This is a genomic window from Maridesulfovibrio salinus (assembly GCF_055394525.1).
Map to the genome: position 1 here is coordinate 4289807 of NZ_AP042461.1, position 16017 is coordinate 4305823.

Sequence of the window (16017 nt, forward strand, 5' to 3'; positions counted from 1 at the left end):
AATCTAAAATTCTAAATATAACAAAGGCTAATCAACGGAGATAAGAATGCCATCCTACGAAATTTGCAATTATTCAAAGCCTCAATTTACCTTTAGTTCACGCCGATCACCTGTTTTTTCTACCCAGGGCATGGTCGCTTCAAGTCAACCCCTTGCGACCGAAGCCGGCCTGGAAATATTACGAGCTGGCGGGAATGCCGCTGATGCGGCAATTGCAACAGCCTCAACCTTGGCTGTGATTGAACCATGCAGCACCGGGCTGGGTGGTGATGCCTTTGCCTTGTTTTATGATTCGGAAAAAAGAAAAGTATCGGCACTCAACGGTTCAGGAAAATCCGCCAGCAGTATTTCACTTGAGAAAGTGGCTTCCATGGGAATCACTGATCAGCTCCCACCCCGCCATGCCATGACTGTCAACGTTCCCGGAGCATTCGGGCTTTGGGCTGATCTGGTGGAAAGACACGGCTCCATGCAGCTTTCAGATATTTTTTCCCCGGCAATACGCTACGCCATGCAGGGTTTCCCGGTCAGTCCTGTTACAGCTCATCTATGGGAGGAGGGGGCTGAAGAAATATTGAACACCAGTCCCGGCGGACATAATTTACTATTGAACGGCCGCGCTCCACGCTGTGGGGAAATAATGATAAACCGAGATTTGGGCCAGACTCTTAAGCATATCGCCGAATGCTCTCCTGAATCTGCGAAAGACCTTTTTTACAATGGCTATGTAGCTAAAAAGATAACTGAAAGTGTGCTTGAGAACGGAGGGTTTCTGACTGCTGAAGATATGGCCGGGCATGCAACTTTATTTCAGGATTCAATCAGTATCAATTACAGGGGATATGAAATTCATGAATGCCCTCCAAATGGTCAGGGGCTTGCGGCACTGCTTGCTTTAAACACCTTGAATGAAATCGATATGGAAAGCCTCAGCCCTCCATATTCAACTCAAAGAATGCACCATCTGATCGAGGCGATGAGGCTTGGCTTTGCCGATGCCCGACTGCATGTCGCTGATCCGCAGCACTATACACCTCCGCTTGAAAAGCTCCTTTCTCCATCCTACGGAGCCAGGCGTGCAGCTCAGATTTTTCCCGACCGTGCAAAGCTGGATAGTGAGTCGGGCGTTCCTGTAAACTCATCGGATACAGTTTATTTCTGCGTTGTGGACAAAGACGGCAACGGTTGTTCCATGGTCAACTCAAACTACATGGGCTTCGGAACCGGAATCGTTCCTGACGGACTGGGATTTCCCCTGCAGAACAGGGGACACAACTTCTCTCTTGATCCAACACACCCCAATGCCCTGTCAGGCGGCAAACGCAGCTACCACACAATTATCCCCGGCATTTGCCTGCGCAAAGATAAGTCCCTTCATTCTGTATTCGGCGTCATGGGAGGATTCATGCAGCCACAGGGACATTTACAGATCATTTCCGCAATGCTTGATGATGGCGCGGGGCCGCAGGAAGCATTGGACCGTCTTCGCTTCTGCATTGAACCGGGAGAGGCAGGGGGAAAAGTCTGCATGGAAGAAGGTATGCCCCAAAAGACAGTAGAAGAGCTTTTCAAAATGGGGCACGATCTTGAAGTCAGAGGCGGATACAACCGGGCCCTTTTCGGCCGCGGCCAGATAATTGTCCGTGATCAGGAGTCTGGAACCCTCTGCGCAGGATGTGACCCGCGTTCTGATGGATACGCGTCAGGATTATGTTAGTTGTTAATACCACGTTAAACATGATACGCTATACTAAAGTGCCCTTTATACACTAGCAATTCCTAACATCCACAACAGAGAACATTCGCCCGGAGGGAACATGCTCGGAAAAATATCATGCCTGATCTTTACCTGCATGCTCTCTCTGGCCCTGACGCCCTTGCCTTCATATGCCGACGGCAGAAACCTGATAATATCTACAGCCACAACCGGGGGAACATATTACCCCGTAGGTGTTGCCATCGGGACTCTACTGACAATCAATCTATCAAGTGACGGCAATACAACCGCTACTGCAATCCACTCCGCCGGGTCAGGTGAAAACATTCAATTCCTCAGAAACAGGGATGCCGATCTAATTATAATTCAGGCGATTTTCGGTCAGGATGCCTACAAAGGAGAAGGCCCCTATAAAGGATCTGAATTCAGAGAATTGCGTTCAATCTCAATGCTATGGGAGAACGTGGAGCATTTTTCACTGCTAAATAAATATGTCAAAAATGGAAATATAGATGACCTTAAAGACCTGGGGAGAAGATTCTCCATGGGTAAGAGACACAGCGGAGCTGAAGGCTCAGGCAACACTCTGTTCAAGATTATGGGGATAGATATGGAAAAGGACATTACTCCCGAATTTCTGGCTTATAATCCCTCTGCGCAGGCTATGATAAACGATAAGATAGCCGGGGCCAACCTACCCGCTGGACCTCCGGCATCGGCAGTCACCCATCTTTTTGAACAGTTGGGAGCAGACAGGGTTACAATACTTGAATTCACTGATGCACAGCTTGCCAAAATTCAGAAATCCCATCCGATATGGAACCGATATATAATTCCTGCCGGGACATACCCTTCACAGGAAAAGGAGATCAGAACTATTGCCCAGCCGAATTTCCTCGCCTGCCGGGCTGATCTCCCGGATGAATTAGTCTACAGAATAACTAAAACCATTTACGACAACCTACCTTTTTTCAACAGCATTCATAAAGCGACGAAGGCCATGTCCCTTAAACGAGCGACATCAAACCTTCCTGCCCCTTTACACCCCGGAGCTGAACGATACTACCGTGAAGTCGGCATACTAGAATAAACAAGTCTTATTTATACGGATTAGGTCCAGTTGAAAAAAGTTTCCCAATTGATACTTTTTCTTTTCTTGTAGAGCATGTTATTTATGGACAGACTATTTTAATCGATAACAGTCTTGCAAGGAGATGAAGATGATTGAAGTAATGCCTGAAAGCAACGCAACCATGCTCGCGGTAAGAGCCACAGGGATGGTCACGGCCGAGGATTATACGGAAGTCTGGATTCCCGCCCTGCAGAAAGTGATCAGAGAAAACGGCAAAGGCAGATGCCTGCTCTATATGGATGACAATTTCGAAGGGTGGGAACTCAAAGCAATGTGGGAAGACGCAAAATTCGGATTCGCCCATCGTAATGATTTTGAAAAACTGGCCGTTGTCGGCGGCCCGTCATGGGTTGAGTGGGGAACAAAAGTCGCATCGGCTCTCATCAGCGGCGAGGTTAAAACCTATAATGAGCAGGAACTTTCCAAAGCATTGAAATGGGCAGCAGAATAACAGTTTATGAAAAAAGCCCCAGCCATATTTAATATGACCGGGGCTTTTTACACGAACTGGCCGTGCGAAAAATAAATCTGACCTAGCTTACTTTTTTTCTGGCTACGGGCTTTACAACAGCGCCGGAGCGGATGCAGCGGGTGCAAGCTTTGATGCTTTTCACTTCACCGCTGGGAAGCTGGGTGCGGACCTTCTGCAGGTTGGGCATGAAGCGTCTCTTGGTCTTATTGTGAGCATGAGAAACGTTATTGCCGGTCTGAGGGCCTTTACCGCATATATCGCATACCTGGGACATGTTGAACCTCCTTGATGGTATAGTTAACTTTTCTAGGTTGCCGGAAACCGGAATTCCCCGCAAGGGAAATTGCTCCTTCCGAACAAAAGAGGTATCATTTAAACGCTCGCTCTGGAAAATGCAAGCTCTTTTTCCTTGACATAAGAAAAAAAACTCATATAGGAAAACCCTCCGCGAGGAAAAATATGTCTGAACTCTGGATTACATTAAATGACATCCCTGAAGAGGGACAGGATTTCGTTTTCGAGGACCAGATTTTCTGGTCAAACGCATGGAAAAAGTACAAGGTGGAAGTCCGTGAAGGAGATCCTCTTGTTTCTGAAGTGTTTATTCTCCCTCAGGGAGACGGATGTCTGATCCGGGGCAGAACCAATGGCTCAGTAACCATTGCCTGTGACAGATGCACGGCAGACTACAAGCATAAAATTTCCACCGAGTTCGAAGAATTCGAGCAAGTGGCGGAATCGGGGGAGGACGAAGAATCTCCTGTGATTCGGACCAAAGAAGGCTTGAAACTCGACATCGGAGCCCTCCTCTGGGAGCATTTCGTTATGGCCCTGCCCGTAAAACCTCTTTGCGATGAAAAATGCAAAGGGCTCTGCGGAAAATGCGGCATCGACCTGAATAAGGGCGGCTGCGAATGCGAAAAAGATGCGGGCGACCCAAGGCTTGCGGTTTTCCGCAATCTTAAGATAAAGAACTAAATTCCGGTTCGCAAAGTACCGGTCAAAAAAATCACTCTTTAGGAGAATAGTCATGGCACAGCCGAAAAAGAAAACTTCAAAATCCCGCAGAAACATGCGTCGTTCACACGACCACGTAGCAACCCCTAACGTAGTATACTGCGAATGCGGTGAACCCACCGTACCTCACAGAGCTTGCTCTTCCTGCGGAACATACAAAGGTCGTCAGGTAATCAATTCCGAAGATGCCTAGCATAATACCCCGCATAGCCGTTGACGCCATGGGTGGCGACTACGGCCTTTCGGTTATAGTTCCGGCAGCGGTTTCCGCCGCAAGATCGGGACTTCCGATTACTCTGGTTGGTGATGAGTACATGATCCGGTCCGAGCTTGAAAAGCTCGATACCGGATCATGTACTATTGATGTCGTCCACGCCTCACAGGTTGTCACAATGGAAGACAAACCCGCTGATGCAATGCGCCGCAAGAAAGATTCTTCAATCCAGGTTGCATGCAGACTGGTCAAGGAAGGCAAAGCCGACGGCGTTGTCAGTGCCGGGAACTCCGGTGCGACTGTAGCCTGCGGCATGTTCACCATCGGCAGGATAAAAGGCGTGCTGCGCCCGGGCATGGCGGGCATTCTGCCCACCGAAAAGAATCCCATGGTCCTGCTGGACGTGGGAGCCAACGTGGACTGCAAACCCGAACACCTATTCCAGTACGGGCTTATGGCTGATGTACTTGCAAGGGATGTTCTCGGATACGATAAGCCGCGCATTGGGCTGCTGACCATCGGAGAAGAAGAAGGCAAAGGAAACACTCTGGTAAAGACTTCCTATGAAATGCTGAAAAATTCATCACTGAATTTTGTAGGCAACATAGAGGGGCGTGATATTTTCACCGGAGATGTTGACGTTGCCGTCTGCGACGGATTTGTAGGCAATGTGGCACTCAAGCTGTCCGAGGGACTGGCGAGCAGTCTGGGCAACCTTTTAAAAGGCGAACTCAAGCGCGACATCGTTTCCAAAATCGGGGCCATGCTCGCCATGAAGGCTTTTAAAAGATTCGGTAGACTGGTAGATAAATCCGAATACGGAGGAGCTCCAGTTCTCGGACTTAAGGGAATTGTCCTTGTCTGCCACGGTAAAGCCGATTCCAGGGCGGTTGAGCGTGCCATCGAAATGGCCGCAACTTTTGTGAAAAACGATGCAGTAGCCCACCTCAGAGAAGGTCTGGCCGCCCACAAGGAAATCATCGCACCTGAACTGTAGTGCTTTTTCCACCGCGCTGTCAGGGCAGCACCGTTTTTCGCAATCACCCAGACCGCCTGTTACATTTTCCATCCTAAAACAGGAATGGCATAATGAGTACTTTCTCACATATCAGGGGCCTGGGTTTCCATGTCCCTGAACGGATTTACACCAACAAAGATCTTGAAGAATTCGTTGATACCAACGATGAATGGATCTCTACCCGCACAGGAATCAAGCAGCGTCACGTTGTTGAAGACGAAACCTGCCTTGATCTTGCTTACCATGCTTCTGTCAAGGCTCTCAAAGCCTCCGGCATGGATGCAGAAGAACTCACTCACGTAATTGTAGCCACCTTCACCGGAGACATGCCCGTCCCTGCCACCGCCTGCCTGCTCATGGAGCGTATGGGAATCAAAAACAGGGCTGCCATGGATCTGTCCGCGGCCTGCTCCGGTTTTGTTTACGCAATTGAAGTGGCCCGTGCATTGATCAATCTCCACCCACAGGCTAAAATACTTATCTGCGGTTCCGAAGTTCTTACCAGCCGAGTAAACTGGGAAGACCGCTCAACCTGCGTTCTCTTCGGAGACGGAGCCGGGGCGGCTGTTCTCACTGCCGGAAATGATAATGATCCCGGAAAGGTCATCGACACACTTATTTCCGCTAACGGCGGTCCTGCAATGAACCTAACCATCAAGGGAGCCGGTTCCGCCTATCCTTACAGACTCGGGGATAAAGTGGGCGAAGAAAACTTTGTCCAGATGCAGGGACGTGAGATCTACAAGCATGCAGTAAGATCCATGACCTCCATCTCCAACGAGATTCTGGAACGCAATGGATTTACAACAGATGACGTTGACGTGCTCCTGCCTCATCAGGCAAACATGCGAATCATTGAGGCAGTAGGTAAAAAACTGGGTGTGTCCCGCGAAAAGGTTTTCGCCAACGTGGACAGGTTCGGAAATACCTCCGCCGCCTCAATCCCCATAGGTCTTGCGGACGCGAGAGAATCCGGATTCATAAAGGACGGAGATCTGGTGCTGCTGGCAACCTTCGGTGGAGGACTGACCTGGGGATCTTCCCTGATTCAATTCTAGCTGTGATGTTTCCGGTTGCGCTGTTACTTTTCACACAACAGACACAAATGCGTTGTATGAAAAAGGAAAAGTGCATTCACCAAACGCACATGTATGTTTAAACAGAATAATTTTAGATTAGATTTGCAGTCAAAGCCGCTTTAGGCTATGAGACGCATGACCGCATCAATTTAACATAGAGGAAAGTAAATGAGTGAACAGCCAAGCACCGCCCTTGTGACGGGCGGTTCCAGAGGAATCGGCGCGGCCTGTGCCAAAAGGCTTGCCAAAGACGGCTTTGAAGTTATCATAACTTACGTAAGCCGCCCCGACGGAGCCGAAAAAGTCTGCGCTGAAATTGAAGCTGCAGGCGGAAAGGCCCGCTCATTAAAGCTTGATTCTTCTGACCGTGAAGCCGTTACAGCTTTTTTCAAAGAGGAAATCAAAGGCAAGGTCAAACTGGATGTTCTGGTCAATAATGCCGGTATCACCAGAGACGGCCTGCTGGTCCGCATGAAAGACAATGACTGGGATAAGGTTCTGGATATTAATCTGACCGGTGCCTTCACCTGTCTGCGTGAAGCGGGCAAAATCATGATGAAGCAGCGCTACGGCAGAATCATCAACATTTCCTCTGTAGTAGCTCAGGCCGGCAACGCCGGACAGGCTAACTACGTATCCGCCAAGGCCGGTCTTATCGGACTGACCAAGGCCAGTGCCATAGAGCTTGCTCCGCGCGGAGTCACCGTGAATGCCGTAGCACCGGGATTCATCGAGACTGACATGACCGCAGAACTTCCTGAAAAAGTCGTGGCACAGATGATGGAAACAATTCCGCTGAAGAAACTCGGCAAATCCGAAGATATAGCAAACGCGGTTTCCTTCCTTGCGTCGGAAGACTCCGGTTATATCACTGGACAGACTCTCGCTGTTAACGGCGGGATGTACATGTAGACAAAAAACATTAAAAAATAATGACTTGGAGGGGACTATGTCCGCAGCTGAAAAAGTAAAAGAAATTATCGTAGACCAGCTTGGTGTTTCCGAAGACGAAGTAAAAGACGAAGCTTCCTTCGTTGAAGATCTCGGTGCCGACTCTCTTGACCTCACCGAACTCATCATGGCTATGGAAGAAGAGTTCGACGTTGAAATCGAAGATGAAGAAGCCCAGAAGATCCTCAAGGTTAAAGACGCTGTAGCTTTCGTTGAAAGCAAGCAGTAGAGAAGACTCTCTGACTTCAGGGTTTTTAAGAAAAGCGCCTTATCAGTCCCTTACGGGCGTAAGGCGCTTCTTTTCTTATGCCCCCCGCTAAACAACCCAAACTTATTTACAGGTTCAAATACATGAACAGGGTAGTAGTAACAGGCGTATCCGCCATCACCCCCATCGGTAACGACGTAGATACCAGCTGGAACAACCTCCTTGAAGGCAAATGCGGAATTGCTGAAATAACCGCTTTTGACGCCAGCGAGTTTTCCGCCCGCATCGCCGGTGAAGTCAAGGACTTCGACCCCAAAGCCTACATCCCCGCTAAGCAGGCCAAGCGTATGGAAAGATTCACCCAGTTCGCTGTGGCTGCTAACAAGATGCTCATGGAGTCCACGGGGCTCAAACTTGAGGGCGAAGCCAGAAAACGTGCCGGGGTTGTCATCGGCGTCGGTCTTGGTGGACTTGAAACCATCGAGAAACAGCACGCCAAACTGATGAAGTCCGGTCCGAAGAAAATAACTCCTTTCTTTATCCCGATTATCATCGGCAACATGGCATCCGGTCAGGTATCCATCTTTGCAGAAGCCCAGGGCCCCAACATGTGCCTGTGTACCGCTTGTGCATCCGGAACCCATGCTATCGGCTCCGCATACACCGACATCATGCTCGGACGCGCCGATGTAATGATCTGCGGAGGAGCTGAATCCACCATCACTCCGCTGGGTTTTGCAGGCTTCACTTCCATGAAAGCCCTGTCCACCCGCAATGAAGATCCCCAGACTGCATCCCGTCCTTTCGACTCAGGTCGTGACGGTTTTGTCATGGGTGAAGGCTGCGGCCTAATGCAGCTCGAATCCCTCGACCATGCAAAAGCACGCGGTGCGAAAATTCTCGCCGAGGTCGTTGGTTTCGGTGCATCCGGCGATGCCTACCACATGACCGCACCCATGGAAGACGGCGAAGGCATGGCCCTTGCCATGGAAGCTGCCATCCGTGAAGCTAAGATCGATCCTTCCGAGATTGATCATATCAACGCGCACGGGACTTCCACCAAGCTTAATGACCTCTGTGAAACCAGAGCAATCAAGAAGGTCTTCGGCGACCACGCCTACAATATCGCCATAGCTGCGAACAAAGGCCAGACCGGGCACCTCCTCGGCGGCGCAGGCGGCATGGAAGCTGTTTTTGCTGTTAAAACCCTTGAAACCGGAATCATTCCCGGAACAATCAACCAGATCGACCCAGATCCCGATTGTGACCTTGATTACGGTAAAGGCGGCACACGCGAGAAACAGGCCAACTACGCTCTCAGTAACTCTTTCGGCTTCGGCGGTACCAACGCCTGTATGCTGTTTAAGAGATACGAAGCTTAATTCCGCATTCAAAGGCCCTCGGTGTAAACACCGGGGGCTTTATAATTTCTATGGAGCATTCCTGTGCTCCATGTATGCCTCCGGCGGCCCCGCTGGGGGCCTCACACCCTTTTAGAAAAGGGTTTGAGAATCCCAAAACTTTTTAGTAGGCTTTCGCGTCCTTGTATGAGAAATTGTGCGAGGAAGATGCACTTACTACTTTGATCAATTTTTATATTGTTCAAAATCTAAAGCACATCTCCTAGAATTTTTCTTTTTTCTAAGAACTTAGTTTCGAAGAGGCTAAGCCCGACTAAAAGTTTTTGAAGAGTCCAGGGAAACTTTTTTTAAAAAACTTTCTTTGGCCCCGGAGGGACCGCCGGTAGGCCCGCCGGAGACACAAATATTTCTAAATCTTAAAAATACTGGAGCTTGTCATGGAAGAACTGATGATGAAAGATCCGGCAGTAGCGGCTGCCATTGGACAGGAAGTAACCCGCCAGATGACCAAGCTGGAACTCATCGCTTCGGAGAACTTCACCTCCACCGCGGTCCGTCAGGCTATGGGCAGTGTTATGACTCACAAGTACGCTGAAGGCTATCCCGGAAAGCGCTACTACGGCGGTTGTGAATTCGTTGACCTCGCGGAAGATCTTGCACGTGACCGCGCGAAAGAAATCTTCGGCTGCGAATACGTAAACGTTCAGCCCCACTCCGGTTCACAGGCAAACATGGCTGTCTACTTTGCGGCATTGAAGCCCGGCGACACCGTTCTCGGTATGGACCTCTCCCACGGCGGCCACCTGACCCACGGTTCTCCGGTCAACTTTTCCGGTAAGCTCTTTGACATCAAATTTTACGGTGTTGACCCTGAGACCAAGACGATCAACTACGACAACGTTCTTGAGATTGCCAAAGAATGCAAACCCAAGATGATCATTGCCGGTGCTTCCGCCTACCCCCGTGTCATCGACTTCGCACGCTTCCGCCAGATTGCTGACGAAGTGGGCGCAGTGCTTATGGTCGACATGGCTCACATCGCAGGTCTCATCGCAGCAGGTGTTCACCCCTCCTGCATTGAGCACGCACACTACACCACCACTACCACCCACAAGACCCTGCGCGGTCCCCGCGGCGGTATGATCCTCTCAACCGAGGAAAACGGAAAAGCACTCAACTCCAATATTTTCCCCGGAATTCAGGGCGGCCCGCTCATGCATGTTATCGCAGCCAAAGCGGTCGCATTCGGTGAAGCTCTGAGCCCGTCCTACGTTGAATACCAGAAGCAGGTTGTGGCAAACGCACAGGCTCTGGCAGGACACCTCATGGATGCAGGTTTCGAACTCGTATCCGGCGGTACCGATAACCACCTGATGATGGTGGACCTGACCAACAAGGACATCACAGGAAAAGACGCTGAGCACGCTCTCGACGAGGCAGGCATCACCGTCAACAAAAACACCATTCCTTTCGAAACCCGTTCCCCCTTCGTTACCTCCGGTGTGCGTATCGGTACTCCGGCTCTGACCACCCGCGGAATGAAAGAAGGCGAAATGGAAAAAGTAGCAGGCTGGATCACCGCAGCTCTCGACTCCGTTGGCAACGAAACCAGACTCGCAGAAATCAGCAAAGAAGTAGCAGTATTCGCAAAAGATTACCCCCTGTTCGCATACTAGGAAATCTGGTTCTAAGTTCAGAAGTAATTAAGAATAATTGCTCTATATAAAATCAGTCTTACTCTCTAGGCGGGAGTCAGGAATTAAACTTTCTGATTCCCCACGGACTAGATTATCCAAAGGCGAAACCCAACTGAAACGTTTTGGGATTCTTAAACCCTTTTGGAAAAGGGTTTAAGGCCCCGGCAGGGTCGCCGAAGGCATTATAAAACGGACCCGGATTAAAGTCCGGGTCCGTTTCAGCATCTTAAAGCAGGAGATCACTCCATGGACAACAGACTTCCGTGGCCTGAATATTTCATGCGCATAGCGCACCTTGTGGCAGAAAGAGCCACCTGCACCAGACGTAAAGTCGGCGCCGTCGCGGTTAAGGACAAACGAATTCTGGCCACCGGCTATAACGGACCGCCCACCAACACTGCCCACTGCGCCGAAGTGGGTTGCATCCGTGAAAAAATGGGAATCCCCTCCGGAGAAAGGCACGAACTGTGCCGTGGCCTGCACGCAGAGCAGAATGTCATCATTCAAGGCGCTCTGCACGGTATTTCCCTGCATGGCGCTGAAATATACTGCACCACCCAGCCCTGCCTGATATGCACTAAAATGCTAATCAATACCGGAGTGACGGCTATATATTATTCCGAAAGCTACCCGGACGAACTCTCAGAAAAGATGCTTGCTGAAGCCGGAGTTAAGTTTGCACTTCTTTCACTCGACGCTTAGTTTCTACGAAACATTCATGACCCGCGCGGTGGAACTTGCTCTGCGCGGTCGCAACCGCACCGCGCCCAATCCATGTGTCGGGGCGGTGATGGTTCAGGACGGACATATTGTCGCGGAAGGCTACCACCAGTTCTGTGGCGGCCTGCACGCCGAACGCGAATGCATCGCTGATGCCCGCTCCAAAGGCGTGGATATGTCACAGTGCACCATGTTCGTAACCCTTGAGCCATGCAATCACTACGGCAAGACGCCGCCCTGCACAGAAGGTATTCTTCAGGCCGGGATCAGACATATTGTGGTTGGAACCCGGGACCCTAACCCCAAGGCAGCAGGCGGACTTGAATATCTGGAGTCCAAAGGGGTAAAAGTCGAGCACGGCATACTTGAAGAGCAGTGCCTTGATCTTATCTCGGACTTTCTCTGCTGGCAGTTTTCGGACCGGGCCTATTCCATCCTGAAGCTGGCCTGCACCATCGACGGTAAAATTGCCGGGACTGCGGGAGCTCAGGAAGCCGTATCATGTCCTGAATCTTTTCAGGATGTGCAGTATCTGCGATCCATGGTCGGAGCAGTGATTGTCGGCGGCAATACCATGCGTGAGGACAATCCAAGCCTCAATTGCCGGCTTGACCCGCTTCCCGAAGGCTTTACACAGCCGAAGGCGGTGGTGGTCACCAACTCTCTGCCTAAAGATCCGGACAACTACACCCTGACCACGACCAGAGCATCCGACACAATTTTCTGGACCAATGAGCAGCAGGCCGCTACTAAGACTGCCCTCGAGCTTAAAAAAAGGGGAATTGAAGTCCACCCCCTTCCCAGTGGCGAAAAAGGACTTATAATGGAATCTGGATTCAGAACCCTGCGTGAGCAACACGGTATTCTGCGCACCCTCTGCGAAGGCGGAGGCCAACTCGCCTTGTCCATAGCTGAACAGGGTCTTGTTGACGAATTCGTCATGTATCAGGCTCCCCGTATTCTGGGTAACGTTCAGGGCAGGTCAAATTTCGCCGGATCAGACCGGGAAATGATCAGTGAAGCCATGAATATGCGAATCAGCCGTGTACAGCAGAGCGGACGAGATTTAAAAATAGTTTTCAAACCCGAAGGACAATAAAATATGTTCACCGGACTTGTTCAGGGAAAAGGTAGCATTTCCAAAGCGGAAAACCGTGGAAAAGAAACGCGCTTCACTGTCAGAGCCTCCGGCATCAAAGATTACGTTAAAGGTGAATCCATAGCCATTAACGGAGTATGCCTTACGGTGGAGACCTACAGCGATACATGGTTCACCTGTTACGCCAGCAAGGAAACCATGTCGGTGACCAATCTCGGCAATCTCAAAAAAGGTTCCATGATAAACTATGAGCGTGCGCTCGCCATGGGCGACCGTCTGGGAGGACACATTGTTTCCGGGCATGTGGATTGTCTCGGCACTGTTGATTCCGTCCGTCCTGAGGGGGAATCGAAAATCTACCGCATCAAATTTCCTGTCGAACATGGTAAATATGTTGTCCCAAAGGGCTCTGTTGCACTGGACGGCATCAGTCTGACTGTGAACGACTGCGGTCACGATTACCTTGAAGTCAACATCATTCCCGAGACTCAGGAAGAAACCACAATTTCCATGTGGACCCCCGGTTATGAAGTGAACATAGAGACTGACATCATCGGGAAATATGTTGAAAGAATGGTAGCCCCGTGGACCAGCCAAAAGTCTGAAGACAAGCCGCAGAGCAGGATTACCATGAACTTTCTGCGTGAACACGGATTTTAAAGCCTTTAACGGCCTTTCGAGGTGTCTACCGATGATCCTTTCGGGGCTTACCCTTTTTAAAAAGGGGTTAAGAATCCCTTAAATCTTCATTGGAACATTGCCAAGCTGCATCTACAAACAGGCTGTTCGCATTTAAACACTTGGAATATATAAATATATTTCCAAGAAAAAAACATATTTCACCCTTTTGCGTTTTTAGGGTAAGAAGACAGACCTGCCCGCAATGCCGGACAGCGAAATATACAAAGCTCTCCGCTCTGCGGAGCATGAGGATACAAATATGCCTTTCTGCACTATTGAAGAAGCTATTGAGGACCTCCGCGAAGGCCGTATGGTCATCATGGTCGACGATGAAGATCGTGAAAACGAGGGTGATCTGGTTTGTGCCGCTGAAAAAGTAACTCCCGAGATCATCAACTTCATGGCCACCCACGGACGTGGACTGATCTGCCTCGCCATGTCCGGCGAAATGGTTGACCACCTGCAACTGCCGCTCATGGCCCAGACCAACGCATCCCAGTTTGGAACCAACTTCACAGTTTCCATCGAGGCCCGTGACGGAGTCACAACCGGTATTTCCGCCGCTGACCGCGCCACCACAATCCTTGCAGCCGTGAAAGACGGAGCCCAGCCCGAGGACATTGTTTCCCCCGGCCACATTTTTCCGCTCCGCGCCAAAGACGGCGGTGTTCTGGTCCGTGCAGGACAGACAGAAGGCAGCGTTGACCTCGCCCGCCTTGCAGGTCTGAAACCCGCCGGTGTAATCTGCGAGATCATGAAGGACGATGGCACCATGGCCCGCCTTCCCGACCTCAAGGAATACGCCAAGGAACACAATCTCAAGATCTGCTCCACCGAGGATCTGATCAAATACCGCATGAAGTTCGGCAGCCATACTGTGACCCGTGAAGCAGACGCTGAACTGCCCACCCGCTGGGGTCAGTTTAAAGCATCCGCTTTCCATTCCAGTGAAGACAACCGTACTCACATCGCCTTGATCATGGGCGATATCACTCCCGGAGAGCCTGTCCTTGTCCGTGTTCATTCCGAATGCCTGACCGGTGACGTTTTCGGCTCCCAGCGCTGTGACTGCGGCGACCAGCTCGCTTCCGCCATGTGCATGATCCGCAACGAAGGCAAAGGCGTACTGCTATACATGCGTCAGGAAGGCCGTGGCATCGGTCTTGGCAATAAGATCAAAGCCTACCACCTGCAGGACCTCGGATGCGACACAGTTGAAGCCAACGAGAAACTCGGTTTCCAGCCCGATCTTCGTGAATACGGAACAGGCGCACAGATTCTGGTTCAGCTCGGCATCACCAAAATGAAGCTGATGACCAACAACCCGAAAAAGATTGTAGGTCTGGAAGGTTATGGTCTTGAAGTGACCCAGCGCGTACCCATCGAAATGGATGCCTGCGAAATGAACTTCGACTACCTGAAGACCAAAAAAGACAAGATGGGACACATGCTGGACCACCTTGGTGAAGAAAAATAAAAGGGAGACGCTAACATGTACCATATCAAAACCATCGAAGGTCAGCTCGACTGCAAAGGCCTCAAGATCGCTCTCATAGCCGGCCGTTTCAACGATTTTATCGTGGAAAGACTTATCGGCGGTGCAGTTGACTATCTAGTACGTCACGGCTGCGAAAAGGAAAACATGGAACTCATCAAGGTTCCCGGTGCCTTTGAAATTCCCGTTGTGACCAAAAAGCTGGCTGAATCCGGCAAGTATGACGGAATCGTGGTTCTCGGTACCGTTATCCGTGGAGCAACTCCCCACTTTGATTACGTCTGCAATGAGTGCGCTAAAGGCGTGGCCCAGGTGAGCATGGACAACAACCTGCCCATCGGTTTCGGCCTGCTGACCTGCGACACCATTGATCAGGCTATTGAACGCGCCGGATCCAAAGCAGGCAACAAAGGTGTTGAAGCCGCCTCCGCCATGCTGGAAACAGTTCGCGTAATGGAACAGATTTAGGCAGAAGCCCCACTACCGGTTCTATTGGGCCGGCTGCATTTCAGAGCAATTAATAAAGGGCATACGGCCTCTGATAGCTTAATCAGAGACCGTATGCCTGTTGTGTTGTTTAAATAACAATTTAGATGTATCTTGCGTTTCAAAATCAAAACGTTCTTTGCAAACGCAAGGGTGTGAATAAAAATGTCCCAGACAAAAGGTTTACGTAGAAAAGGCCGGGTGCTTGCATTCCAGGTACTTTACGGCTTGAGTTTTGTTCCTCCACACGGTGGATGGACCTGCGACCGCATTTACAATCAGAGCCCGGCGGTTATGCGCGAAACGGACGAGGAACTGATCCTATACGCACGCGACATGCTGCTCGGAATCTGGAGGTCTCTTGAAGAACTTGATGAAGTTATCAAAAACTACTCCAAACACTGGAAAATCGAGAGAATCGCGAAAGTGGAGCTGGCAATCCTCAGACTTGCTGTTTACGAACTGATGCACAAGCCCGATATCCCCCTCAAGGTTGGTATCAACGAAGGTATCGAGCTGGCTAAAAAATTCGGTGACGGAAATTCACGCAATTTCATCAACGGAATTCTGGACGCGGTAGCCCGCGACATCGACACCGGCAAGTTCAAGGTTACAAAGAATTTCTAAGATGCCTTCGGCGACCCTTCGGGGAGTCTTACCGACGGTCCCT

The 16017-nt window shown here is 50.4% G+C and carries 18 protein-coding genes; 17 read left to right on the top strand and 1 reads right to left on the bottom strand.

Annotation, left to right across the window (positions count from 1 at the left end; all coding sequences use genetic code 11):
* The first annotated feature begins 46 nt into the window (after window positions 1–46).
* The 3 genes from ACZ5PW_RS19590 to ACZ5PW_RS19600 all read left to right on the top strand — a co-directional run bounded on the left by ACZ5PW_RS19590 (window position 47) and on the right by ACZ5PW_RS19600 (window position 3300).
* Window positions 47–1717, top strand: coding sequence for a gamma-glutamyltransferase family protein (locus tag ACZ5PW_RS19590; protein WP_464556699.1), 1671 nt, complete (start codon window positions 47–49; stop codon window positions 1715–1717).
* A 100-nt stretch (window positions 1718–1817) separates the two neighbouring features.
* Window positions 1818–2807, top strand: coding sequence for a TAXI family TRAP transporter solute-binding subunit (locus tag ACZ5PW_RS19595; RefSeq protein ID WP_464556700.1), 990 nt, complete (start codon window positions 1818–1820; stop codon window positions 2805–2807).
* A 130-nt stretch (window positions 2808–2937) separates the two neighbouring features.
* Window positions 2938–3300 carry a SpoIIAA family protein gene (locus tag ACZ5PW_RS19600; RefSeq protein WP_464556701.1) on the top strand — a complete coding sequence of 121 codons (363 nt, stop codon included), beginning with the start codon at window positions 2938–2940 and terminating at the stop codon, window positions 3298–3300.
* Between the two features lie 82 nt (window positions 3301–3382).
* On the opposite strand, the gene rpmB is transcribed toward ACZ5PW_RS19600, so the two are convergent.
* Window positions 3383–3595: a 50S ribosomal protein L28 gene (gene rpmB, locus ACZ5PW_RS19605; protein ID WP_464556702.1), complete on the bottom strand. Its 213-nt coding sequence runs from the start codon at window positions 3593–3595 to the stop codon at window positions 3383–3385.
* Between the two features lie 185 nt (window positions 3596–3780).
* On the opposite strand from rpmB, the gene ACZ5PW_RS19610 reads away from it, so the two are divergent.
* The 14 genes from ACZ5PW_RS19610 to nusB all read left to right on the top strand — a co-directional run bounded on the left by ACZ5PW_RS19610 (window position 3781) and on the right by nusB (window position 15974).
* Window positions 3781–4299 (top strand): YceD family protein, encoded by a 519-nt coding sequence (locus ACZ5PW_RS19610; protein ID WP_464556703.1) that lies wholly within the window; start codon window positions 3781–3783, stop codon window positions 4297–4299.
* A gap of 52 nt (window positions 4300–4351) precedes the next feature.
* Window positions 4352–4531: a 50S ribosomal protein L32 gene (gene rpmF / locus ACZ5PW_RS19615; RefSeq protein WP_464556704.1), complete on the top strand. Its 180-nt coding sequence runs from the start codon at window positions 4352–4354 to the stop codon at window positions 4529–4531.
* The gene (gene plsX / locus ACZ5PW_RS19620; RefSeq protein ID WP_464556705.1) at window positions 4524–5549 is read left to right on the top strand and encodes a phosphate acyltransferase PlsX; all 1026 of its coding nucleotides are present in this window, start codon (window positions 4524–4526) and stop codon (window positions 5547–5549) included. The genes rpmF and plsX overlap by 8 nt, the downstream gene beginning before the upstream one ends.
* A 92-nt stretch (window positions 5550–5641) precedes the next feature.
* Window positions 5642–6628 carry a beta-ketoacyl-ACP synthase III gene (locus tag ACZ5PW_RS19625; RefSeq protein WP_464556706.1) on the top strand — a complete coding sequence of 329 codons (987 nt, stop codon included), beginning with the start codon at window positions 5642–5644 and terminating at the stop codon, window positions 6626–6628.
* Window positions 6629–6817: 189 nt separating this feature from the next.
* Window positions 6818–7561: a 3-oxoacyl-[acyl-carrier-protein] reductase gene (gene fabG, locus ACZ5PW_RS19630; RefSeq protein WP_464556707.1), complete on the top strand. Its 744-nt coding sequence runs from the start codon at window positions 6818–6820 to the stop codon at window positions 7559–7561.
* 37 nt (window positions 7562–7598) lie between these two features.
* Complete coding sequence (locus tag ACZ5PW_RS19635; protein WP_464556708.1) at window positions 7599–7829, top strand: acyl carrier protein; 231 nt, start codon at window positions 7599–7601, stop codon at window positions 7827–7829.
* 122 nt (window positions 7830–7951) lie between these two features.
* A complete protein-coding gene (fabF, locus tag ACZ5PW_RS19640; protein WP_464556709.1) occupies window positions 7952–9190 on the top strand; it encodes a beta-ketoacyl-ACP synthase II in 1239 nt (412 codons plus the stop codon).
* Window positions 9191–9606: 416 nt separating this feature from the next.
* Window positions 9607–10845, top strand: coding sequence for a serine hydroxymethyltransferase (glyA, locus tag ACZ5PW_RS19645; protein WP_464556710.1), 1239 nt, complete (start codon window positions 9607–9609; stop codon window positions 10843–10845).
* A gap of 267 nt (window positions 10846–11112) precedes the next feature.
* Entirely contained in the window at window positions 11113–11568 is a 456-nt protein-coding gene (locus ACZ5PW_RS19650) for a deoxycytidylate deaminase (protein WP_464556711.1), read from the top strand.
* The gene (gene ribD / locus ACZ5PW_RS19655; RefSeq protein WP_464556712.1) at window positions 11543–12685 is read left to right on the top strand and encodes a bifunctional diaminohydroxyphosphoribosylaminopyrimidine deaminase/5-amino-6-(5-phosphoribosylamino)uracil reductase RibD; all 1143 of its coding nucleotides are present in this window, start codon (window positions 11543–11545) and stop codon (window positions 12683–12685) included. Before ACZ5PW_RS19650 ends, ribD begins: the two co-directional genes overlap by 26 nt.
* A 3-nt stretch (window positions 12686–12688) precedes the next feature.
* Entirely contained in the window at window positions 12689–13345 is a 657-nt protein-coding gene (locus ACZ5PW_RS19660; protein WP_464556713.1) for a riboflavin synthase, read from the top strand.
* A gap of 280 nt (window positions 13346–13625) precedes the next feature.
* Window positions 13626–14843, top strand: a complete 1218-nt coding sequence (locus ACZ5PW_RS19665; protein ID WP_464556714.1) for a bifunctional 3,4-dihydroxy-2-butanone-4-phosphate synthase/GTP cyclohydrolase II — start codon at window positions 13626–13628, stop codon at window positions 14841–14843.
* 15 nt (window positions 14844–14858) lie between these two features.
* Window positions 14859–15329: a 6,7-dimethyl-8-ribityllumazine synthase gene (ribH, locus tag ACZ5PW_RS19670; protein WP_464556715.1), complete on the top strand. Its 471-nt coding sequence runs from the start codon at window positions 14859–14861 to the stop codon at window positions 15327–15329.
* Window positions 15330–15512: 183 nt separating this feature from the next.
* Window positions 15513–15974 carry a transcription antitermination factor NusB gene (gene nusB / locus ACZ5PW_RS19675; RefSeq protein ID WP_464556716.1) on the top strand — a complete coding sequence of 154 codons (462 nt, stop codon included), beginning with the start codon at window positions 15513–15515 and terminating at the stop codon, window positions 15972–15974.
* The last annotated feature ends 43 nt before the right edge of the window (window positions 15975–16017 follow it).